Source organism: Actinomycetota bacterium (assembly GCA_013152275.1).
GTDB lineage: Bacteria > Actinomycetota > Acidimicrobiia > Spongiisociales > UBA4744 > BMS3Bbin01.
Genome location: JAADGS010000021.1, coordinates 21,282 through 43,199 on the forward strand (window position 1 = coordinate 21,282; position 21,918 = coordinate 43,199).

Here is a 21,918-nt window from a genome sequence, read left to right on the forward strand (position 1 = left end):
TCTCAAGGTTCCAGCAGATACCGAAGGGCGCCGAACGGAGACGCACTCTCGTCGGCGTGCCCGGAACAGGGATCCGTATTCAAGTCGGTTCCGCAGGTAGGGCAAAGTCCAAGACAGTCCAACTTGCAGAGTGGTGCGATCGGAAGGGCAAGTGAGGCTTCGTCTCGCAGGGTCTGTTCGAGGTCGATAGATCCGCCGCGTCCGATGACGGGACCGTCATCCACCGGCCGGGGACCGAACACTTCGAGAATCGTGACACTCATCTCGTCATCCCGTTCCATCAGGCACCGGTTGCATCGCAACGAGGCCGTGAACGTCAGGGTTCCGCGAACGACGACCTCGTCGACCGTCGCCTCGAGCACCAGATCGGCGTGCACCGGTGCGAGTACCCGGGCCAGGTCGAGCCTGATGTCCAGCGGGCCGTCGAGCACCACCGCCCGGCGCGCACCCGGATGCCCGAGCAGGTCGGAGACGTTCAAGATGAAAGGGGACATGGTGGATGGTGTTGTTACTCGGGAACCGGTGGTGGAGCGGGCCGTGCCTCATGATACTGCGACCGCACACTTCTGATCTGACCCAGGAGATTACGGAAGAGCATCTCGAGGTGCTCGAGCCGATTATCGGCAAGGTCCTCCGCTTCGAGCCGAATCCTCCGTGCCTCCCCTTCGGCCCTCCGCACCAGAGCGTTCGCCTCCTCGACCGCTTCGGCGAGAACCCGCGATTCGCTGACCATCTCGGCGGCTTTCGCCGTGGACTTCTCGACGATGGCTCGGGCACGCTCGTTGGTTCTGGCGATGAAGGCCTCTCTCTCTCGCACCATCCATCGTGCCGCCCTCAGCTCTTCGGGGAGCGCCGCCCTCAGCCGGCCGATCATTTCGAGTAGTTCTTCGCGTTCGACCCGGACGCTGCCCGACAACGGAATGGCCTTCGCATCCCGGACTGCGGTTTCCATCTGATCGAGCAGCTCGACGAGTTCACCGACCTCGGGGATGTTGTCCGTACCGTCAGTCATTGCCGTACCTCTTCTTGAGTGCTTCGTTCACGCTCGCCGGTACGAGTTCTTCCACGGGACCGCCGAACCGAGCGACTTCCTTGACGAGGGAAGAGGACAGGAATCCGTACACCGGGTTCGTCGGAAGGAACAGTGTGCTGATACCGGAGAGGCTCTCGTTCATCTGTGCCATCTGTAGCTCGTACTCGAAATCGGAGACGGCGCGCAGGCCTTTGACGATCACATCGACGTTCCTCGACCGGGCGAAGTCGACGAGCAGACCATCGAAGCTCTCCACGCCCACACGTTCACCATCGTACAGCCGTTGGAGCATGGCGACTCGCTCTCCGGCGTCGAAGAGCGGTGTCTTGGAGGGGTTGGCCACCACGGCGATCACGACCTCACCGAAGACCGCCAGGCATCGGCGTATGACGTCGAGATGTCCGTTGGTCGGCGGGTCGAAGCTCCCAGGGATCAGGGCAACGGTCACGCCTCCTCCTTCCTCAGGCGCCACAGGACGGTGTCCCCGTATCTGTGGCGGTCGACCAGCGCGAGACCTCCGACGTTCGGCGGCCGCTCCCCCACCCTGCGATGGAGTATCACATCCGCTCCGGCGGTCAGCCTCGGAACCAGTTTGCTCAAGACCTTCTCTACAGACGCTAGCGACAGCCCATACGGTGGGTCAACGAATGCGAGATCTGCGTCGATGTCCGTATCGTCCAGGAAGCGCTCAACGTCCAGCGTGGACACGGTTCCGCCCAACCCGACACTGTCGATATTACGGCGAAGTGCCAAGAGCGCCGGTCGCGCCCTCTCCACGAACACGACGGACTCTGCGCCGCGGCTCAAGGCCTCGAGGCCGATGGAACCCGATCCCGCGTACAGGTCGAACACGCGGGCATCGACGACGCTATCCCCCAGCGACGAGAACAGCGCCTCTCGGGCGCGATCCGTCATCGGACGGGTACCGGATCCCGAAGGTCCGGAGAGGCGGCGGCCCTTTGCCATGCCGGCGATGATCCTCATGATCGCAAGAGCCATTCGACGGCATCCCCGAGCAACGCTCTCACCTCCGTTCGTATCTCCGGATGTTCACCGAGGTCCGGATCCCCACCCACGAGGGTGAACGCTTCACGCCGAGCCGCGATCAACTCATCCTTGTCCCGCAGGATGTCCGACAGACGAAGATCGGACAGGCCCGACTGCCTGGCACCGAACACGGTTCCTTGGCCGCGAATCCGCAGGTCGACCTCGGCCAGCTCGAATCCGTCGTCGCTCGCCACCATGGCTTCGATACGTGCCCTGCCCTCCTCCGTCGATGGATCGGCAACCAGATAGCACCAGTTCGGACCCGCATGGCGGGCGAGCCTGCCGCGAAGCTGGTGCAGTTGGCTCAGTCCGAAGCGATCGGCATCTTCGATCACCATGATCGTCGAGTTGGGGATGTCGATGCCGACCTCGATGACCGTGGTGGTGACAAGCAGATCCAGAGCCCCGTCGCGAAAGGCCTGCATCACCGACCGTTTGTCGGCCGAATGCAGCTGGCCGTGGAGCAGCCCGAGGCGCAGCTCGGGAAAGACCCCTTGGAGACGCTCGTACTCGGCCGTCGCCGAAGCCGCCTGCACCTTCGGGCTGTCCTCGACGAGCGGACACACGACGAATGTCTGACGGCCGGCGGATGCTTCGATGCGAATCCGATCGTAGACCTCGTGGAGCCGATCCGGGCCTACCGCCACCGTGTGGACTTCGGGCCTGCCGGGTGGCATCTCGTCGAGCAGGGAAACATCGAGATCCCCGTAGAGCGTCATCGAGAGTGTCCTCGGGATGGGCGTGGCGGTCATGATCAGGAGATCGGGATCCGCATCACCCGCCTTCTCCTTGAGCCGCACGCGCTGGTGGACTCCGAAGCGATGCTGCTCATCGATGACGGCAACTCCGAGCGCGGCGAAACGCACGCCTTCCTGGATGAGCGCATGTGTCCCGATGACGATGTCGACCGCGCCTTCTGCAACGAGCCCGACGACTTCGTCGCGTGTCGCCCTGGGCCGGAAGTTCACCTCGGCGTTGGAGGAGGTCAACAGCGCCAGCGTCACACCGGTACCTTCACCGCAGAAGAGGTTCGGGGTGTCATCGGGCGGCGGAGCCAACCCCGCTCCTTCGAGAAGCGCCGTGATCGAGAGATAGTGCTGGACGGCGAGCACTTCGGTAGGAGCCATCACGGCTCCCTGATAGCCTCCTTCGACACCGGTCATCAGCGCCGAGACGGCTACCACCGTCTTCCCCGATCCGACCTCGCCGAGAAGGAGCCGGTGCATCGGATGCGACGTCTGCATGTCGCGTCCGATCTCTTCGATGACCCGGTGCTGCGCAGAAGTCAGGGCGAACGGAAGCCCATCGATGAAGCGTCCGAGCAGCAGACCCTCCGGATGGTGGGCAATCCCGACCGCCTCTTCGATCATCCTTCGCTTCGAAAGGGCGAGGGCCACCTCCAGTCGGAACAGCTCGTCGAATACGAGCCGGCGACGGGCGGCCGCGACGACTTCGGGAGTCTCGGGGAAGTGGATGTCGGAGACGGCCCGATCGCGATCGATCAGCCCCAGCCTGCGCACCATCTCTTCGGGAAGCGGGTCATCGATCGGCCGCGCCCTCCGGAGCGCATTGTGAATGGCCCTTCGAAGGTATCCCGATGACAAACCACCTGCAGACGGATAGACGGGCACGACCCGGCCGGTGACCAGACTCTCGGTGGCGGACCGCATCAGGTCGACATCCGGGCTCTTCATCTGGAGCTTTCCGCGAAACGACTCGATCTTTCCCGACAGGGCCACCTCCGCACCGACGGAGAGCTGACGTTCGCGGAACGCCTGGTTGAACCACACGACGGTGAGACGTGCACTCTCGTCGGAGATGACCGCCTCGGTGATCGTGAGCTTGCGCCGGGGCCTCCTCGTGGATATCCGCTGGACCGTTCCGATGATCGTGACCTCTCGACCGACGGGAACCGAGGCAATCTTTTCCGTCCGGGACCGATCGATGTACCGACGGGGAACATGCTGGAGGAGGTCGGCCACGGATTCGATCCCGACGTTTCGGAGCTTCTCGGCGCGCCGGCCGGACAGGAGTTTCACCTGCTCCACCCCCACCTCCGACAGATGGGCCAGGCTGCTCACTTCGCGGAGATCAGGCAGGGGTGGAGCGACTGTCCCCCATCCTCGATCTCGAGCGCGTTCGACGGATGCTCTGCCCCCGGATGGCCGTGGGCCCCGACGGCCACCACGGGCATCGACGGTCGCCCGATGAACGAAGTCGGGAGTCCACGATCGCCTCGGCCCGTATCACGACGGACGGCCGATCGATCGTAATGGCGCGAAGCGACATGCTTCAGGTGTTTGGCAGTAAGGTACATTCGCGGATCCATGACCGGCGACGAGTATACGATTCCGTGCAGCTCCCTCGCGGTGCTAACCTCGCTCACCGGCCCGAGGAGGTCGCCATGTCGTATCGCTGTGAGATCTGTGGAAAAGAGCCCTGGTTCGGGAAACAAGTCAGTTTCTCGCATAAGCGCTCGAGTCGACGTTGGGTCCCCAACATCCAGCGTGTTCGCGTGCGCCACGGTTCCAACACCCGCCGCATGCGTATCTGCACCTCCTGTCTGAAGGCGGGCAAGGTCGACAAGGCCTAGGACCGGCAACTTCGAGTGATGCCTCGGCTCGGCCCGGCGCCACTACACTCACGTCCCATGCAAGGCGTTGTGAAGATCTTCGATCCTTCCACCGGACTCGGCATCGTCGTATCCGACACGGACCGAACCGAGCTCCTCCTCGATGGAGCATCCTTGGACGGAAGCATCTTCCGGAACCTGCGGCAGGGTCAACGCATCATCTTCGACATCGAGGACATCGAGGGGAGCGCCACGGCACGGCACATTCGTGTCGGCTCCGAAGGCACCTGACGGCGCGACGCCCACGAGACGGCCACCGCTCGGCAGCCCCAAGTTCGACCCCCGGACGGGAACCTGCTCGGGTATGATCGCATCAAGAGACACTCCGAGGAGGTTCCGGTGGTCGAAGCGTATGTGTTGATCCAGACAGAAGTGGGCAAGGCCGCGAAGGTGGCCGACGAAGCCCGCCGCATCGAGGGTGTGGAACATGCCGACGATGTGACCGGCCCGTACGACGTCATCGTCAAGGCCTCGGCCGGGACGGTTGATCTGCTGGGCAAGCTCGTGGTCGCCCGCATCCAGTCGATCGAAGGGATCACCCGAACGCTGACCTGCCCGATCGTCAACCTGTAGCCTGATCAATCCGTAGGCATCAGCCGAGTTTGGCTGCGATCGAGCCGGCGTTGCGAAGCGCCGTGCCGTCCGAGCCGATGGTCCCGAACCGTCGGACCGGTTGTTTCTCGGCCTCGGTGACCATGTCGGTCAGCAGCTCACGCCTGTCGAGTGGAGGATCCACCCACAGATAGGCTGCCAGGCTCCCGGGAATCGTGTTGATCTCATTGACCCACATGTTGTCGCCCCGCACCAGGAAATCGACGCGGGCGACGGAACGGACACCGATGAGACCCGACACGATCATGGCAGCCTGCCGGATCGACTCTGCCACTTGCACCGGAAGTTTGGCCGGGATCTCGCGCGCCGACCCCTCGAGACCACCACCGGCCAGGTACTTCTGCTCGTAGCTGTAGATGGCACTGCTCTTCGCATCTCTGACCGGTGCCTCGATGGCGCTGAGTTGCAGGCCGGGATACGTTCGAATGGCGATGTTGTAGTCCCGGCTGCCCTCCAGGAACGGTTCGATGACTGCACCGCCCTGCAAGTGCTTCGACGACGCGGCGAGTGCGAGTGCAGTCTCCATTCCGTCCACGACCTCGATTCCGATCGAAGATCCGCCGAACCGCGGTTTGACGATGAACGGCGGTGTTGCGTCCCACTCGATCCCCGGTTCGAGAAGTCTGCGTGGCACGGAGCAAAGGCCCGCCGATTGCACGACGGCTCCGAAGGCGAGCTTGTCCATCCCGAGGGCGGACCCTGCGGCGCTCGGCCCCGTGTAACGAATCCCGGCGAGGTCGAGCGCCGCCTGCAGCGTTCCGTCCTCGCCCGGAGCACCGTGACAGCAGTTCACGACGGCAGAGATGTCGAGCGGCTTCTTGCGGGCAATGAACCCGGCTCCCGTCTCGGCCACGAATCGAAGCGGCTTCGCACGCCGTGGCACACCGTCGGCAAAGTCAGCCGCCTCCAGTGACGGATCCACCGAGAACCAGGCACCGCTCTTCGCCCAGTAGACCGCCTCCACGCTGCGACCTGTGTCGAGCAGCGTCCTGCACGCCTGCAGACCGGTGAGAATGCTGATGTCGTGTTCGGGGGACGGGCCCCCAAACACCACTGCCGGGTTGCTCATCAGATTGCTCCTTACGGGTAGTGGTCCGGCAGGTCGTTCTCGTACACGACCACATCACCGGGACCGAGCGTTCGTCGCACCCAGGCGACGGCCTCCTCCCGGGAGTCAACAACCCTAACGGACGGCACGCCGTGCGATCCCTCCAACAGCGCCCGCCGGTTCGTGCGCCCGACGATCACGATGTCCGTCGCCTCTCTCGCGGCATGTTCGGCGAGACTTACATTCTCCGCATACTGCCGTCGGCCCAACTCCACGAGGCCGGGGGTGACGACGACGCGCCTTCCTCCGGGGGACGCATGGTGCCGCAACATCGAGAGGACCGCCCGTGCCCCTGTCGGATTCGCGTTGTAGGTGTCGTCGATGACGACCACGCCGCTCGGCGCGGTCGCCACCTGCCGGCGATGCGCCGGACGCTCCAGTGAGGCCAGATCTGCCGGGTCTGGTGTCATACCGAGCGCCACCAGCACTCCGACGGCGCATGCCACGTTTCCCGGGAATGCCTCCTCGTCGGAGATCGGACCGATGGCCCGACCATGGACATACACCGTCGAGTCCGGCCCGACATAGACGTCGGCCCGTGAAGAGTTCGAAGAGCATCGAATGACCTGCCTGCGCCCTTCCTCGGCATCGGCAAGCTCCTCGAGTTGCGGATGATCGACGTTCAGCACCAATGCCCGCGAGCCATCGACGATCTCGGTTTTCGCCGAGGCGATGGCGTCGAGGGTACCGAATCGTTCGAGATGGACGGGGCCGATGGCGGTGATCACCGAGACCGTCGGACGGATCCACTCACACAGCGCCCGAATCTCGCCTCGACCGTAGGTACCCATCTCGGCGACGAAGATCTCGGTACCGGGCGCGAGCTGTTCATTGATGGAACGTGCCAGTCCCAAACGGTTGTTGAAGCTCGCAGGACTCACGACCACCTGGCGGCGGTTCCGCAGAAGTCGACCGACATAGGCCTTCGTCGTCGTCTTGCCGAACGAGCCGGTAATCGCGACAACCGTCGGAGCGACCGAGACCAGGCGCCGTGAAGCCTCATCGACGAAGCGGGCACTGGATCGAGCCTCCAGCGGCGATCGCAACCACAACGCGGCATCGACGAGCAGAGGTATCACAGGCGCCAGCAGGACCGCCGCCAGTCCGGCACCACCGATGGCGAGCAGAAGGGCGAAGAGTGCGACGGCAGCCCCGGCCGTGCGACGTAGGCGGGGGGTCCATGCGAGTGGTGCAGTCCGACCGCGCACGCCGAGCCCGAGCGGAAAGAAGGCGATGATGGCCGCCGTTACGAGGCCCACCGGCCGCACCCAGATCGACCCGATCGCTCCGGCCAGCGCAAGCGTGAATCCGGCAAGGTTCACGGCACGGCTTCCCCACCACCGCACGGCGAATCGGACGACGGAACCGGGCAGGTAATGCTCACGCTGGGCCACACGTATCCAGCGCAGCATCGACACCACCGAGGCGACAACGGCCGCTGCGGATGTGAGAACGTCGATCACAGCAGTTCCAGAATCTCTGCTCGCACGATCTCTGGTGCACGGATCAGAAGGTGGTGTCCGATGTCGGGCACCACGCTGAGGTGAGCGTCGGGAAAGAGTTCGACGGCGGCCTCGGCCACGTCGAGCGGCACTTCGCTATCTTCACTGCCCCACACGAGCCGGACGGGACACCCGATCGTCGGCAGAAGATCCTCATAGGTCTCGTTGACCGCAGCGACCAGGATGTCCCTCATGACCCCGCTCGCCGCCCGGTAGTCAGGTGATCCGTACCGATGCCTGGCGCGTTCCAGTCGGTCCTCCCGAAGAAGGAACCGGAGCGACTTCCTCAACCGGTACCCGAGCGGGGCCCGGCGGGCCCGTGCCGTGCGGAGCAGCGGGACCCCCACCAGCACGAGCCCGGAGACCGGTCGAGTCGCTGCGAGATTGAGCGCGACCCGCCCTCCGAAGGAGTGCCCGACCACGACCGGAGGTGAGGAGTATTCCGTGAGAACCGCCTCCACCGCCCGGGCATAGCCATCGGTCCCCATCGCAGACTCCGGTGCCGTAGAGGCACCGAAGCCGGGGAGATCGAGCGCGATCGAAGGAATGTCACGCAGCGTTTCTGCAAAATCCGAATGGTCCCTCCCCCAGCCGTGCAGGGCGAGGACGACGGGTCGACGGCCGCCGTAGCGTTCCCCGAACATGCCGGCAATTGTTGTCAACGCCACCGTCGCACCCTGCATCGCTTCAGCGAGAGATTACCGCTCAAGATCCTCGACGCCGACCATACTGGAGGTTGTGAATCACACTCATCACGAGGATTTCAGAACGAGGACGGCCGTGCTCGGCATGCGCATCCTGACGCTGCTGATCTTGGCACTGGTCGTGACCGCGTATCTCAACGGTGTCATCACCGACATCCGGGTCTGGGGACCGGCCATCCTCACGGTTCTCGCCGTCGTCCTGTTGACATTGTTGCAGTGGACAAAACTCCAGCATCGCTGGTTGGGGAAGCTGCTGCTGTGGCTCTTCTTCGCCGTCGTCATCGCGAGCCTGACCGCAGCCGGAACGATTCCGGAACTCCAGTCTGCGGTCCTCGCGGCCGACCTGGCGGTCGTCGCCCTCTCTGCGGTGATGACCGGCCTCGTCGCGCACACGATCATCAGCGCTCTCGTCGCGGCCTCCTACTTCGCCGTTGTGCTGACGAGTGGCGAGCATCCGGCGGACATCATCGTTCCCCTGGTCGCGGTCGCCGGGGTATCGCTGGCCGTCGGCATGCTGACTCGCGGGTTTCGTCGGGAGAGCCGCCTGGCCGCCGAGCGGCTGGCGACCCTCAAGGCCCGCGAGGTGGACCTTGCAAGGCTGTATGACGTCTCGACCGCCACGTCGGCCGCCGAGACCGTTCAAGAGGCCCTCCCGGTCCTCGTTGGCAGGATCGGCCAGTACCTGCATGCGCAGGTGGGTGCTCTGCTGCTGCGGGACCCCAATCGGCCGTGCCTGAACGTCATGAGTCCCATCTGGACGGTCGGGAACGCGTTGGAGGTGGACGGCTACCAGATCCCGCTTCGCAACGCCGGCGACCTCGAACGCGTGTACATGTCGGGCTCTCCCGCGATCTTCCACGACATCGACAAAGACCCGGATGTCCATGGACTGCTCGGCGAGCTCGGCGTCCACAACGCTATCGCGGCACCGATGAAAGTGGAGGACCGAACGCTGGGCGTCATGGTGCTGGCAGACAAAGTGGACGGGACGTTCACCGAAGATGACGTCCAGGCCCTGGTCTCACTCTCCACGCCGACCGCGTTGGCGATCGCCCAACTCGAACGGATCGAAGAAGCGGCGCAGACCAGCAGGAAGATGGAAGAGCTCGCGGCGATGAAGACGGACTTCGTGTCTGTGGTCAGTCATGAGCTCAGAACGCCGCTCACATCGATCATCGGTTCACTCGCAACGCTCACACGCCCCGAGTTCCAGCCCACCGACGAGATGGCGCGCGACCTGCTCCACTCTGCACGCTCACAGGCAGCCAGGCTCGGTCGTCTCATCGAAGATCTCCTGATCGTCTCGCGAATCGAAGGAAGGGCACTTCCGACCCAAGCCGAACGCATCGACCTCCCGACGCTCCTCGCAGCCGCGGTGGCCGATATCCCCGACACGGAACAAGTGTCGGTCGAGTGCGGGCCGATCTCACTGCGTTCCGATCCCGACCATCTCCAGCGCATCGTCATCAATCTCGTTGAGAACGCCCTCCGGTATGCCGGCGACACGGCCGTCGAAGTGACTGCTTCCGAGGACGACGAAGCCGTCACCATCTCCGTCGTCGATCACGGACCCGGCATACCGGCCGAGCTGCGCGACCGGATCTTCGAGCGCTTCATACAACTCGGCCCGATCTCCACCAGGAAACAGGGAGGAACGGGCCTGGGACTCGCCATCGTTCGCGGTCTCGTACAGGCGATCGGCGGCACCGTTCATGTCGAAGACACACCCGGTGGCGGCGCAACGTTCCAGGTGCGTATCCCAAAGGCTCCACCGGATGCGCCATCCGCACGGCGCAAGCACACGACCGACGCGAAACCCCTATTCGGGTCCGGCTGCGATGGCATGGAATCCTCCGTCGACATGGACGAGTTCCCCGGTCGTCATCGACGTCCAGTCTGACAGCAGCAGGCACACCATTCGTGCCACGGGAGTCGGGTCCTCGACATTCCACGCCAGTGGCGCCCGTTCCTTCCAGACCTCATCGAACCTCGCAAAGCCGGGAATCGACCGCGCCGCCACCGTCCCGAGCGGACCTGCGGCAACGGCGTTGACTCGAATCCCCTCCGGGCCGAGATCACGGGCGAGATACCGGGTCACCGCCTCGAGCGCCGCCTTCGCGACGCCCATCCAGTCATACGCAGGCCAGGCTTGGCGGTTGTCGAAATCGAGTGTGACGAGCGAACCGCCCGACGGCATGAGCGGTGCGAGACAGGCCGCGATCGTCTTGAAGGAGAAGGCCGACGTCATGAACGCGGTCTGAGCACTTTCGGGCGGGGTGCTCAGAAACTTGCCGCCGAGCGCATCGTCGGGAGCAAAGGCGATCGCGTGCAGTGCCCCATCGAGGCTTCCCCACCGGGAAGAGATGTCGTCGGCGAGCGCCGTGACATGGGCGGGATCGTTCACGTCCAACTCGATGACGTCGGGTGGGCTGGGAAGTCGCCGGGCAGACCGCTGCGTGAGCGGAAGCCCGCGACCGAAACCGGTGAGCAGCACCTCCGCGCCTTCTTCTTGCGCCACTCGGGCGGTGTGCCACGCGATCGAGTCGTCGGTGAGCACTCCGGTGATGAGAAACCGTTTCCTTGCCAACAACATGAGCCCACCTTATTCGACATCTCGTCGCCTCACGGTACTTGGTGCCCGACGCCATGGAGTTGGTTACCTCGCCGGCGATATGCCGTCACACCAGGTCGACGACCCTTCCACTGGAAATGTCTACGACGAATTCCCGGCCACTTCTCGAATCTGCGATCCACGAGGCGAGCTGCTCGCCCTCGCGTCGAACGACCCACCATGCATACTCTTGACGCGTCTGATGGGAAGCACGGGCGGCACGGGCGGCAAGAACCGCTTCGGCTCCGGTGAGAAACGACCCGATAGCCCTCTCGACGACCAAGCCCGTCGGCAGACCCGCGACCTCCTCTTCAATGTACTCGATGGCCTCGAACACGGCAGTCTCCTGACCGCCCCTACTCCGTACCGCGTCGGCACGCTACAGCACGATGGCAACGATTCCGTGGATTTCGCCGCCCGCCGGGCACGATCTCATGCCGCCGGACGGCTGCACTCAGGAGAGATCGACGATCTGCTCCTTCGAGAGGTCCATCACGAATTCACGACCGCTGCGGGAATCTGCGATCCACAAAGCGACTCGCTCACCCTGGCGCCGAACGATCCACCACGCGTACTCATGACGATCCGCGTAGGCATCACGCGCCGCCCTGGCGGCGGCGATGGCTTCCTTCTCGGCAGCAAACGTCCCGAGGTGTGTTTCGAGCGATACGCCGGTCGGAAGCCCATCGACTTCTTCCTCTACGTATTGAACGGCTTCGTACACGACCCTCTCCTCAACCAACACTCACCCTCATCAGGGTACCGTATCTGAACCGGGATGGCTCAGCTTTCGGGCGGGTTCCGTCATGTTCGCCACGGTCTCGACATGACTCATCGGATCCGCCTCCGCGAAGCGTACGGTCACTCCTCGTGCCCTTTCCCCGAAGCGACGGCGCAAGACACACGATGACGCCCATGTTTCCGGGATGTCCAAGCACAAGAAAACCCCGAGGGAGCTTCTGTCGAAACGTCCGCCCTCTCGGGGTTTCTGTCCCACTGGAACTCCGTTCCCCGAAAGAAACGGTCTCCCGATGGGAGCCCCAAGATGATCTCTCGACCGCCTCGGGTGCGCTACGAAGTTACCTCCATTGCGCAACCCCATTATTACCGCCGTCGGCCATCATCTGCAACCCAGAACCTTCTCCAGATTTCGCGACCACGAATCCGGATTTCGCGACCGGACCCAGGTACCAGGAACGGCCGCGCAGCGGGCCAGGACGCGAGAAAACCCCGAGGGAGCTTCTGTCGAAACGTCGGCCCTCTCGGGGTTTCTGTCCCACTGGAACTCCGTTCCCCGAAAGAAACGGTCTCCCGATGGGAGCCCCAAGATGATCTCTCGACCTTCTCGGGTGCGCTACGAAGTTACCTCCATTGCGCGACCCCATTATTACCGCCGTCGGCCACCGAACGCAACCCCGAATCCTGCCCGAATTTCGCGACCACGAACCCGAATTTCGCGACCACGACATCCACGACGCGAGAGAACCCCGAATCCTGCCCGAGCTTCGCGACCACGAACCCGGATTTCGCGACCATGACATCCACGACGCGAGAAAACCCCGAAGGAGCCTCTGTCGAAACGTCAGCCCTCTCGGGGTTTCCCGTCCCGCCGAACCCGGTGTCGAAACACCGGACCGCCGGGCCCGAAGCCGGAAACCAACTCCGGGTGCCGCAGTCTGCGGTGTCCCACGAACCCTGAGGCCCGTCGGACCACTCTCGCCTTGGCAGAACCGAAGTCCAACCAAAGTCCGAGCGTCGCCCCACTCCGAGTCGAAACCCGAAGGAAGCCTCCCTCCGTCACCGGAAGGATCCGCTTCCCGATCTGACCGTGAAACCCGAAGGCTTCACGATACGCCTTCTCTCGAAGGACGGCCCCTCTCGGGGCACCGACCGGAAAGTCGGCGGATTCGCCGTCCGGTCGCCCGGCCGGCTCACCCTTACTGCATCGAACGTCTCCAACACAGCAACGGCAACTTACGGAAGCCTCCATCAACATGCAAGCGCGAGGCCTGTCTGGTTTTCGCGATCACGAATCGAGTTTTCGCGACTCACGCCACGAAGTGTCACCCCCGGTCGCTATGGTCGCAACCATGAGTCTCGAAACCCTCTCCCCAAGCAGGGCCGGCGATTTCAAAACGTGTCCCCAGCTGTTCAAGTTTCGCGCAATCGACCGGCTTCCGGAACCGACCACCATCTACCAGGCACGAGGCACGACGACCCACCTCGCCTTGGAACGCCTCTACGACCTCCCTGCACCCGAGCGCACCGCAGAGCGGCTCTATGAGCTGTTTCGGCAGGCGTGGACCGAGCTGCGCGGCCATGAGGAGTACGCCGAACTGTTCGAGGACGGCGACGCCGAGCGCCGCTGGGGCATGGAGAGCATGGCCTTGCTCGGCAACTACTTCGCCCTCGAGGATCCGACCCGGATATCACCACTGCACCGGGAACTCAAGATGCTCGAGCAGCTCGACGGCATGACCATTCGCGGCATCCTCGATCGAATCGACGAGACCGCCGACGGCGACCTCATCATCCTCGACTACAAGACCGGGAAAGCCCCCCCTGAGCGCTACGCCATGGAAGCGTTCTTCGCACTGAAGATCTACGCGCTCCTCATCCGCAAGCGAACGGGCCGCACGCCGATCGAGGTTCGTCTCCTCTATCTGAACGGACCCACCATGTACCGGCTCGATATCGACGATCGGAAACTCGATGCAGCGGAGAGTGCGGTCCGTGCACTGTGGGAGCGCATCGACCAGGCGATCGCCGAAGAACGGTTCCCGCCGAAGCGGGGACCGTTGTGCGACTGGTGCTCATTCAAGAATCGGTGCCCGGCGTGGGTGCAGCCACCGGAAGCCTGAGGCCGCCTACGGGTAGACGCCGCGAGCCAGTTTCGCCTCGGCCACCCTGTGTACACCTTTGATGAGTGCTGCGGTGCGCATGTCGACGTTCCGTTTGATGCTGACGGACAGCACCTCGTCGAACGCCCTGTTCATGATCTCGCGCAGCCGTGCCACCGTCTCGTTCTCGGTCCAGAAGTAGTTCTGCAAATCCTGAACCCACTCGAAATAGGAGACGGTGACCCCGCCGGCGTTGGCAAGGACGTCCGGAATGAGGAACACCCCTTTGTCCGCGAGGATCTCGTCGGCCTCCATGGTCGTCGGGCCGTTGGCTCCCTCGGCAACGATCCGTGCCTGAACCCTCTCGGCGTTGCCCTTGTGGATCACACCGGCGACTGCAGCAGGAATGAGGATCTCACATGGCAGTTCGACCAACTCCGCGTTGCCGATCGGATCTGCATCCGGATACCCGTCGAGAAACCCGTGTTCATCGACCCAACGCGCAACCTTGCCGATTTCGAGCCCGTTCGGATCGTAAATCCCGCCGTGAATGTCCGAGACGGCGACGACCGCACATCCCAGCTCTGCGGCGGCGATCGCCGCGTAGCGTCCGACGTTGCCGAAGCCTTGGACGATCACCCGGGCGTTCGAGAGGTTCAGGCCGATGTGATTGGCCGCCGAGGGAAGCAGGCTGACGACGCCGCGGCCCGTCGCCTCTCTTCGGGCAACCGACCCGCCGAGCGACGGTGGCTTCCCGGTGACGACCGCAGGTTCCGTATGACCCACCTCCTGGCTGTACGTGTCCATGATCCAGGCCATCGTCTGCTCATTGGTCCCCATGTCCGGAGCGGGGATGTCCTTGTTGGGCCCGATGAAATTGATCACTTCGACCGTGTACCGCCTGGTAACCCGCTGAAGCTCCGGAAAGCTCAGCTCCAACGGATTGACGCGAACGCCACCTTTGGCACCCCCGAACGGCAATCCGACGATCGACGTCTTCCAGGTCATGAGCATGGCAAGGGCGGCAACCTCACCCAGGTTCACATCCGGCGCGTACCGGATCCCACCCTTCGTCGGTCCCATCGTCAACACATGCTGGACCCGGTACCCGAAGAGGGTCTCTACATCGGAGTACTTGTCCCTCCGGTAGGGAAATGTCACGACAAGCGACCGCTGCGGGTATCTGAGGCGTTGCCAGACGTTACGGTCCAAATCCATGATCTCCGCGACACGGTCGAACTGTGCGACCGCCTCGCGATACATCTGCGATTCCCACTCCCGCGCCTCGACGCCCTTTGAAATGCTTTCCATACGCCTCCTGGGATACCACAATCTACACCGAACGCATGCCTGCGAACCAACACCCCATCGTCTACACCATCGGTCACGGCACCAAGGACTTTCACGCCATCGCCGCCGTGCTGGACAACTATCGAATCGCGACGTTGATCGACGTTCGATCTCGCCCCTATTCGCGGCATGCTCCCGATTTCCGCAGAGAGACACTGTCTCCTCTCGCTCGGACGGCCGGCTTCGGATACCGGTGGTTCGGTAACACGCTGGGAGGCCTCGACGAGACACCGCACCCCGCCTCGTTTCTGGCCTCCATCACCCAGGTGATCTCGCTCGCACGAACTGCCCCCGTCGCCCTCCTCTGCGCAGAGGGAGAACCCACCGGTTGTCACCGCTCGACCTTGCTCGCACCAAGGCTCGAAGACATGGGGGCGCGCGTGGTGCACATCCTGCCCGACGGGTCGGCAAGACCACACCAGCCGACGCTCGGGTTCTGAGAGTCTCGGGCTCGGGCTTCTCAACGATGTGTCACACCCGACCCCTAGCCTGTCGGGTATGAATGAGCAGCGCATCGATCCCGCCGATTGGCCGGACGCGATCCGTCGCGCGGAAGGGTCCCAGATCGTCGTAGGCGGACCCGGGACCGGCAAGACCGAGTTCCTCGTGCGGAGGGCTCACCACCTGCTCGAAGACGGTGTGCCGGCGGAGAACCTCCTGCTGTTGTCGTTCTCGCGACGGGGTGTGACAGACCTGAGAGAGCGACTGGAGTCACTCCTGGCACGTTCCGGCGTCGCGGTGCCCGTGTCCACGTTCCACTCGCTCGCTTCCCGTCTACTGGAGACATTCGCTCAGGACATCCTCGGCTGGACGAGCCGGCCGACGCTGCTGACCGGCCCGGAACAGGTCGCGTTGGTCCACGAACTCCTGGCGACCGAAGATCCGGCACGATGGCCGCTCCCGTTTCGTGCCCTCCTGACGACGGACGCCTTCGCACGCGAGGTCACCGACTTCGTGCTGCGCTGCAGCGAACAACTGATCGGCCCGGACCGTCTCGCTGCGATCGCCTCGGATCGCGCCGATTGGAAGGCCCTGCCCGCATTCCTCGAACGGTACCGCGAACGGCTCCGCACGATCGGTCGAACCGACTACGGATCTCTGCTGGCCGACGCGGTAGGCATCCTGGAGGACCCGCACGCCAGAGATGCGGTCGCCGACCAGTACCGATTCGTTCTCGTCGACGAGTACCAGGACACGACTCCGGCACAGGTCGAACTGCTGCGGCGTCTGACCGCAATCGGCCGAAATCTGACGGTTGCAGCCGATCCGTACCAATCGATCTACAGCTTCAGAGGAGCCGACCTCCGCAATGTCGCCCTCTTTCCCGAACTCTTCGCCGGACCAGGCGATCGGACCGCCCGGCGTCTGATCCTCACGACTTCGTTCCGAGTACCCAGACACATCCTGGCTGCGGCGGAACGTGTCACGGCCGGTGGATCACTGCCCGGAGCCGCCGGACCGGTGAACCCTGCACCAGGAAGCGGCAGCGTCGAGGTATACGGCTTCACGCAGCAAAGCGAGGAGGCCGAATGGCTGGCCCGCGAGATCCAGCGCCTGCACCTCGAGGAGGGCTGCCCCTTTGGATCCATGGCGGTCTTCGTACGATCCAAGCGGCGATTCCTGCCCGAGCTGTCCCGCGCTCTCGAGCGAAGGGAGATCCCCCACGATCAACCCGACGCCCGCCTCGCCGACCACCCTACGGTTCGGGTGATCTTCGACTGCGTGATCGCCGCCACCACCGGCGGCATCGAACAGGACCGTGCGGTCCGTCGCCTCCTGCTGGGCCCACTCTTTCACATCCCCCTCGGTCGCCTCCATGAGCTCGAACGTTCGCGCGCCGAGACGGACGCTCCGTGGAGTGACACGATCCGGGCGGGCATCGAGGATGGGCATCTCCTCGCCGATCTCCTCGAGGACCCCGGCTGGGCGACGAGCATCCCTGCCGTCGACGGATTCTGGAATGTCTGGACATCGCTTCCGCAGATCGGCGAGATCGTCACCGATCCCCGGCGGAGGGAGGAACGTGCAGCATGGACGTCGCTCGGGCAGGTCCTCGGCCGCCTCGCCGAACGAGACCCGTCCACGACGCTGAACGACTACCGGCTGCTGGCGGATCGGGAGGATTTCGAGGCGACTCCTCTCCTGTCGTACCGAGCGCCCGAGGAAGACCGGCTGACGTTGACCACGCTGCACCAGTCGAAGGGCCTCCAATTCGATTTCGTCTTCGTGGCAGACGCCGTGGAGGGGACCTTCCCTGATCTTCGGTCCAGAGAGTCGCTCCTCGGATCGAGACACCTCACCCCCTCGATTCCCGATGACACCTCCGGTTATCTTCGATTCCGGCTCCAGGAGGAGATGCGCCTCGCCTACACGGCGATCAGTCGAGCACGCAAGCGAGTGGTGTGGACCTGCACCGCACGCGGGTTCGATGAAGGGCGAGGGATGCCCAGCCGCTTCCTCCCTGCCGTGGCAGGGGTCACCACGGTCCAAGCCGCGGTATCCCGGCCACCGGAGCGGACGCACCCGGTGACGCCCCTCGAAGCGGAGGCGTGGCTGCGACGGATCGCCGGTGACCCGGGAGAAGCTTCGGCCACACGCACCGCGGCGCTCTCGCTCCTCCTCGAAGGGCCCCGATGGGGTCTCCGGCCGTGGCACCGCTTCGCCGGGGTTTGCCCTCGCGGGTCCGATACGGGTCTCGTCGGTACCGACCTGGTCATGTCACCATCGAGAGCCGAGGCATACCATACGTGTCCTCGCAAGTTCGCGTTCGAGCGGCTCCTCCATGTCGGCGACGAGCCCGGCCCTCACGCCTCGCTGGGATCCGTCGTGCACGAGGCGCTCGAGAGAGCCGAAGAGTCGGCCATGGCTCGAGGGGACCGGCATGCCGACCTCGGCGAAGCCCTCGAACACCTCTCCACGTTGTGGAACCCTTCGGAATTCGGAGGGGAGCCTTGGGCCGCGGCCTGGTTCCGGCGAGCCGAACGGATTCTCACCCATCTCTACGAGCACTGGCCGGGAACAGGTCTGCCCATTGCTCTGGAGCGATGGGTCGAGCTCGATCTCGGAGGTGTCCCCTGGCGCGGCAAGGCCGACCGGATCGAGGTCACGGACGACGGCCTGGTCGTCGTGGACTACAAGACGGGAACGACCCTGCCCTCGCTCCCCGATGCTGCCGTCTCCATCCAGCTCGGCTTCTACGCCATGGCGGTGGAGGCAGACCCCGAGTTGTCGCAACGGGGCCCTGTCGTCGGAGCAGAGATGTGGTATCCCGCCAAGAAGGACGCGAAGTCCGTCCCCATCCGCAAACTCGATCTGGGGCAGATGGATGCAATCATCGAAGCGATGAGAGATATCGTCGTCGGCATCCAAACCGAAGACTGGACACCTGTGACCGGTCGGGCATGTACGTACTGCCGCGTTCGGCTCGTCTGTCCGGAGTGGCCCGAGGGACGGGAAGCCTTTCGACCATGAGCATCACTCCGACAACCGAGCAGCGCCGGATCATCGACCATCCGCTCGAGCCCCTGCGAGTCGCGGCAGGGGCAGGCACCGGGAAGACGACCACGATTGCCCTGCGGCTGGCGGCGCTGGTCCGTGAGGCCGACATCGAGCCCGAGGCCGCGCTCGGGATCACGTTCACGAACAAGGCCGCCGAGGAGCTGGCCGACAAACTCCGACTCCATCTCCCCGGTTTTGCCCGCGAGGGCCGCGAAGTGGAGGTCACGACCTATCACGGCTTCGCTCACCGGATCGTCGACGAGTTCGGTCCGATGGTCGGCATCGAGCGTGACATCACCGTCATCGGTACCGGCTATCAACGCGAGCTACTCCGCGAGGCCCTCGCGGCCGGATCGTCGGAGCTTCTCGACTTGACCTCTCCTGCCCGCCGAGTGGATGAGCTCGCTGCCCTTGCCGCGCGACTCGGCGACCACCTCCGCTCCCCCTCGGACATTCTCGCTCTGACCGTGGACAACGAAGTCGACGCGGCCCGACGCGAAATGGCCGCCGTGCTCGAACGGTACGACACACTCAAACGCAGGCTCGGTGTCGCCGACTACTCGGATCTGATCCGCTACGGATTCGAGATCGTCTCGGTGCCTTCGGTGGGCCGCAGAATCCGGGACCGCTATCGGGTCGTGCTTCTCGACGAGTACCAGGACACGAACCCGGCGCAGCGCGAACTCCTGCTACGGCTCTTCGGAGACGGATTCCCCGTGACCGCCGTGGGCGACCCGGATCAGACGATCTACGAGTGGCGGGGGGCATCTCTGGAGAACTTCGCCGCCTTTCCCGACCACTTCGCCGTCGCCGGGAAACGCGCAAAGACCCTGACACTGGGAGTGAACCGTCGCTCCGACCGTCGCATCATCGACGTGGCAAACACGGTCAAGGAGAGGATCGGCGATGCCCAGGGCGTCGAACGGCTCGTCGCTCGCCCGGACGCAGGTGCGGGCACGGTCTCTCTTGCCTGGTTTCACACCGCGACCGACGAAGCCGCATGGATCGCCAGAGAAGTGCGACAGCTCCACGACTCTCAGGGTGTTCAGTGGCGCGACATGGCGCTGCTGTTTCGTAAGAACCGGACGATCCCTCTGCTGCGGGAAGCGCTGGAAGCACTCGACATTCCTGTGGAGGTCGCGGCGCTCGGTGGCCTCCTCCAGGTGCCCGAAGTGGCCGATCTGCACGCATGGATGCGCCTGATCGGACATCCCGACGACGCGCCGTCACTCGTTCGGATCCTTCTCGGCTCCCGCTACCGGCTGGGGATGGGCGACCTGGTGCCGCTCGCCCGGAGAAGTCGCGAACGCGGCACGACGATGCTCATGACCATCGACGAGGAAAAGACCGAACTCCCGGAAACAGCTCGAAGTCGGCTCAGGCGGTTCCGTGAGCGCTACCGCTCCCTTCTGACCCTCGCCCAGGGGGTCACACTCGTCGAACTCGCCCGCCACATCCTCGATGCCACCGGAACCTGGGCCGAAGTGGAGGCGCTCGCAGGGGCGCGGCGATTGTCGACGCGGCTCAACCTCTACCGGTTCCTCGATCTCGCCGAGGAGTGGAGTCCACTCGAGGGGCGCCCCTCGCTCGAGGCGTTCCTGGACTACCTGGATCTCCTGCAGCAGGACGCATCGTCCGAGGAACTCGATACGGCAACGCTCAGCGGCGAGGACGCCGTCTCCCTGCTGACGGTGCATCGGGCCAAAGGGCTCGAATGGTCCGCGGTGTTCATCCCTGCAGTCTGCAGCGGCACGTTCCCATCGTCGGCGCATGGAGGTCTCGATGATCCGCAGCGCCATCCGAAATCGCTGCCCTCCTCCCTGCGTATCGATCACGCGGGCGACGACACCAGTCCCGCAGCACTGCGTTCGCGCCACGACGCCCAGGAGTGGCGTGCCGCCTACGTGGCGGTCACCCGTGCCAGGCATCGCCTCGTACTCACCGGCGCCCACTGGTACACGACCGGTCGGGCCAAGAAACCCAGTGCCCTCTTCGATGCGGTCGCAAAGCTCGATGGCGTCACCGTCGAGCCTCCCGTCGGCGATCCCGGAACACCGCCCGAGACGCTGCGAACCGCCCGGCGTGCCCCCGCGCCCGATCCCCTGTTCATAGACGGATGGGAGGCAGCCTTCGAGAACGCCGCCGCGGACCCCGCATGGCTCGAGGGCCTGTCCCAGGATCCCGAGGGGTTTGCGGCGCAGCAGCGCCGGTTCGAACTCGTCCTGGATGAACTCCCGAAGAGCCCCCAACTCGCCACCCGGCAGCCACGACTCAAGGTCTCGGTCACCAACCTGGTCACCTATGCAACCTGCCCGAAACGCTACTTCTGGACGGCAGTCGATCCACTGCCGAGACGCCCCTCGTACGCTGCCCGGCGCGGCATCGAGATACACCGGCGCATCGAGTTGCACAACCTCGGCACCGTGCCGCTCACGGATGCGGAAGGATACGATCTGGTCACCGCCGACCACCCGCCAAAAGGCGATCCCTTTGCCGCGTATCTCTCTTCGCGATTCGCGGCGCAGCGCCCGCGATTCGTCGAAGTCGCCTTCGAGCTCGTGCTGTCTCCCGCCGTCACCGTGAAGGGACGTATCGACGCGATCTACGAGCGATCCCCCGGCAGTTGGGAGATCGTCGACTTCAAGACGGGCAGGCGCTCCGCAAACCCCGCGATGGAAGTGCAGCTCGAGGCATACGCCATCGCGGCCCGGACCGCGAACCTCGCGACAGATCCACCACGAACCATCGAGGTCGTCTTCGCCTACCTCGGCGATGGGCTCGACGTGGTGACCGAACGCGTGGACGAGACATGGCTGAGGGCTGCACACGAGCATTTGGAGTCCCTCACCGGAGCGATCCTCGAAGGCAGGTTCGTCGAGACTCCGTCGCCGCAGTGCCAATGGTGCGACTTTCTCACCTTTTGTCCGTCGGGACGAGCATTCCTCCAAGACCAGGACAACGTTGGCACCAGTCCACGGTAG

The 21,918-nt window shown here is 64.4% G+C and carries 21 protein-coding genes; 8 read left to right on the forward strand and 13 right to left on the reverse strand.

Annotated elements, in window-relative coordinates; all coding sequences use genetic code 11:
* Window positions 1–2: 2 nt before the first annotated feature.
* The 5 genes from GXP34_02205 to recG are packed head-to-tail and all read right to left on the reverse strand — an operon-like array spanning window position 3 to window position 4,161.
* A complete protein-coding gene (locus tag GXP34_02205) occupies window positions 3–479 on the reverse strand; it encodes a hypothetical protein (GenBank protein ID NOY54778.1) in 477 nt (158 codons plus the stop codon).
* Between the two features lie 29 nt (window positions 480–508).
* Window positions 509–1,012, reverse strand: coding sequence for a hypothetical protein (locus GXP34_02210; GenBank protein ID NOY54779.1), 504 nt, complete (start codon window positions 1,010–1,012; stop codon window positions 509–511).
* Window positions 1,005–1,481, reverse strand: a complete 477-nt coding sequence (gene coaD, locus GXP34_02215; GenBank protein ID NOY54780.1) for a pantetheine-phosphate adenylyltransferase — start codon at window positions 1,479–1,481, stop codon at window positions 1,005–1,007. The genes GXP34_02210 and coaD overlap by 8 nt, the downstream gene beginning before the upstream one ends.
* Window positions 1,478–2,017, reverse strand: a complete 540-nt coding sequence (gene rsmD / locus GXP34_02220) for a 16S rRNA (guanine(966)-N(2))-methyltransferase RsmD (GenBank protein NOY54781.1) — start codon at window positions 2,015–2,017, stop codon at window positions 1,478–1,480. Before rsmD ends, coaD begins: the two co-directional genes overlap by 4 nt.
* Window positions 2,014–4,161 (reverse strand): ATP-dependent DNA helicase RecG, encoded by a 2,148-nt coding sequence (gene recG, locus GXP34_02225; GenBank protein ID NOY54782.1) that lies wholly within the window; start codon window positions 4,159–4,161, stop codon window positions 2,014–2,016. The genes rsmD and recG overlap by 4 nt, the downstream gene beginning before the upstream one ends.
* 323 nt (window positions 4,162–4,484) lie before the next feature.
* Between recG and rpmB the strand changes: the two genes are divergently transcribed.
* The 3 genes from rpmB to GXP34_02240 all read left to right on the forward strand — a co-directional run bounded on the left by rpmB (window position 4,485) and on the right by GXP34_02240 (window position 5,285).
* On the forward strand, window positions 4,485–4,673 hold the full coding sequence (rpmB, locus tag GXP34_02230) for a 50S ribosomal protein L28 (GenBank protein NOY54783.1): 189 nt from the start codon (window positions 4,485–4,487) through the stop codon (window positions 4,671–4,673).
* Window positions 4,674–4,730: 57 nt separating this feature from the next.
* Window positions 4,731–4,943 carry a cold shock domain-containing protein gene (locus tag GXP34_02235; GenBank protein ID NOY54784.1) on the forward strand — a complete coding sequence of 71 codons (213 nt, stop codon included), beginning with the start codon at window positions 4,731–4,733 and terminating at the stop codon, window positions 4,941–4,943.
* 108 nt (window positions 4,944–5,051) lie between these two features.
* Window positions 5,052–5,285, forward strand: a complete 234-nt coding sequence (locus GXP34_02240; protein ID NOY54785.1) for an Lrp/AsnC family transcriptional regulator — start codon at window positions 5,052–5,054, stop codon at window positions 5,283–5,285.
* 19 nt (window positions 5,286–5,304) lie between these two features.
* Here GXP34_02240 and GXP34_02245 read toward each other — a convergent pair whose 3' ends face one another.
* From GXP34_02245 to GXP34_02255, 3 genes are read right to left on the reverse strand one after another with little or no spacing between them, the layout of a single operon-like run.
* Window positions 5,305–6,393: a hypothetical protein gene (locus tag GXP34_02245; protein ID NOY54786.1), complete on the reverse strand. Its 1,089-nt coding sequence runs from the start codon at window positions 6,391–6,393 to the stop codon at window positions 5,305–5,307.
* Between the two features lie 11 nt (window positions 6,394–6,404).
* Window positions 6,405–7,895 carry a UDP-N-acetylmuramoyl-tripeptide--D-alanyl-D-alanine ligase gene (locus GXP34_02250; protein ID NOY54787.1) on the reverse strand — a complete coding sequence of 497 codons (1,491 nt, stop codon included), beginning with the start codon at window positions 7,893–7,895 and terminating at the stop codon, window positions 6,405–6,407.
* Window positions 7,892–8,602 (reverse strand): alpha/beta hydrolase, encoded by a 711-nt coding sequence (locus GXP34_02255; protein NOY54788.1) that lies wholly within the window; start codon window positions 8,600–8,602, stop codon window positions 7,892–7,894. Before GXP34_02255 ends, GXP34_02250 begins: the two co-directional genes overlap by 4 nt.
* Window positions 8,603–8,714: 112 nt before the next feature.
* Between GXP34_02255 and GXP34_02260 the strand changes: the two genes are divergently transcribed.
* The gene (locus tag GXP34_02260; protein ID NOY54789.1) at window positions 8,715–10,538 is read left to right on the forward strand and encodes a GAF domain-containing protein; all 1,824 of its coding nucleotides are present in this window, start codon (window positions 8,715–8,717) and stop codon (window positions 10,536–10,538) included.
* Here GXP34_02260 and fabI read toward each other — a convergent pair.
* From fabI to GXP34_02280, 4 genes are all read right to left on the reverse strand, one after another.
* Window positions 10,458–11,231 carry an enoyl-ACP reductase FabI gene (fabI, locus tag GXP34_02265; GenBank protein NOY54790.1) on the reverse strand — a complete coding sequence of 258 codons (774 nt, stop codon included), beginning with the start codon at window positions 11,229–11,231 and terminating at the stop codon, window positions 10,458–10,460. The genes GXP34_02260 and fabI overlap by 81 nt on opposite strands.
* 85 nt (window positions 11,232–11,316) lie before the next feature.
* Complete coding sequence (locus GXP34_02270) at window positions 11,317–11,586, reverse strand: hypothetical protein (GenBank protein NOY54791.1); 270 nt, start codon at window positions 11,584–11,586, stop codon at window positions 11,317–11,319.
* Window positions 11,587–11,703: 117 nt separating this feature from the next.
* A complete protein-coding gene (locus GXP34_02275) occupies window positions 11,704–11,994 on the reverse strand; it encodes a hypothetical protein (GenBank protein ID NOY54792.1) in 291 nt (96 codons plus the stop codon).
* Window positions 11,995–12,611: 617 nt separating this feature from the next.
* Window positions 12,612–12,794: a hypothetical protein gene (locus GXP34_02280; protein ID NOY54793.1), complete on the reverse strand. Its 183-nt coding sequence runs from the start codon at window positions 12,792–12,794 to the stop codon at window positions 12,612–12,614.
* Between the two features lie 545 nt (window positions 12,795–13,339).
* Between GXP34_02280 and GXP34_02285 the strand changes: the two genes are divergently transcribed.
* On the forward strand, window positions 13,340–14,110 hold the full coding sequence (locus GXP34_02285; protein NOY54794.1) for a PD-(D/E)XK nuclease family protein: 771 nt from the start codon (window positions 13,340–13,342) through the stop codon (window positions 14,108–14,110).
* A 6-nt stretch (window positions 14,111–14,116) separates the two neighbouring features.
* Here the strand turns inward: GXP34_02285 and GXP34_02290 are convergent, their stop codons facing one another.
* Window positions 14,117–15,352, reverse strand: coding sequence for a Glu/Leu/Phe/Val dehydrogenase (locus GXP34_02290; GenBank protein ID NOY54795.1), 1,236 nt, complete (start codon window positions 15,350–15,352; stop codon window positions 14,117–14,119).
* A gap of 83 nt (window positions 15,353–15,435) precedes the next feature.
* Between GXP34_02290 and GXP34_02295 the strand changes: the two genes are divergently transcribed.
* Genes GXP34_02295 through GXP34_02305 form a run of 3 tightly spaced genes read left to right on the forward strand, consistent with a single transcriptional unit; the run spans window position 15,436 to window position 21,918 of the window.
* Window positions 15,436–15,879 (forward strand): DUF488 domain-containing protein, encoded by a 444-nt coding sequence (locus GXP34_02295; GenBank protein NOY54796.1) that lies wholly within the window; start codon window positions 15,436–15,438, stop codon window positions 15,877–15,879.
* A gap of 58 nt (window positions 15,880–15,937) precedes the next feature.
* Complete coding sequence (locus GXP34_02300; protein ID NOY54797.1) at window positions 15,938–18,910, forward strand: ATP-dependent helicase; 2,973 nt, start codon at window positions 15,938–15,940, stop codon at window positions 18,908–18,910.
* Window positions 18,907–21,918, forward strand: coding sequence for an ATP-dependent helicase (locus GXP34_02305; protein NOY54798.1), 3,012 nt, complete (start codon window positions 18,907–18,909; stop codon window positions 21,916–21,918). Before GXP34_02300 ends, GXP34_02305 begins: the two co-directional genes overlap by 4 nt.

Bases quoted from the DNA above. Each gene is read 5' to 3' on its own strand.
- GXP34_02245 (NOY54786.1), bottom strand. From the start codon at position 6,393: ATGAGCAACCCGGCAGTGGTGTTTGGGGGCCCGTCCCCCGAACACGAC.
- GXP34_02285 (NOY54794.1), top strand. From the start codon at position 13,340: ATGAGTCTCGAAACCCTCTCCCCAAGCAGGGCCGGCGATTTCAAAACG.
- GXP34_02290 (NOY54795.1), bottom strand. From the start codon at position 15,352: ATGTATCGCGAGGCGGTCGCACAGTTCGACCGTGTCGCGGAGATCATG.
- GXP34_02210 (NOY54779.1), bottom strand. From the start codon at position 1,012: ATGACTGACGGTACGGACAACATCCCCGAGGTCGGTGAACTCGTCGAG.
- GXP34_02300 (NOY54797.1), top strand. From the start codon at position 15,938: ATGAATGAGCAGCGCATCGATCCCGCCGATTGGCCGGACGCGATCCGT.
- rsmD (NOY54781.1), bottom strand. From the start codon at position 2,017: ATGAGGATCATCGCCGGCATGGCAAAGGGCCGCCGCCTCTCCGGACCT.
- rpmB (NOY54783.1), top strand. From the start codon at position 4,485: ATGTCGTATCGCTGTGAGATCTGTGGAAAAGAGCCCTGGTTCGGGAAA.
- GXP34_02235 (NOY54784.1), top strand. From the start codon at position 4,731: ATGCAAGGCGTTGTGAAGATCTTCGATCCTTCCACCGGACTCGGCATC.
- GXP34_02305 (NOY54798.1), top strand. From the start codon at position 18,907: ATGAGCATCACTCCGACAACCGAGCAGCGCCGGATCATCGACCATCCG.
- GXP34_02295 (NOY54796.1), top strand. From the start codon at position 15,436: ATGCCTGCGAACCAACACCCCATCGTCTACACCATCGGTCACGGCACC.
- fabI (NOY54790.1), bottom strand. From the start codon at position 11,231: ATGTTGTTGGCAAGGAAACGGTTTCTCATCACCGGAGTGCTCACCGAC.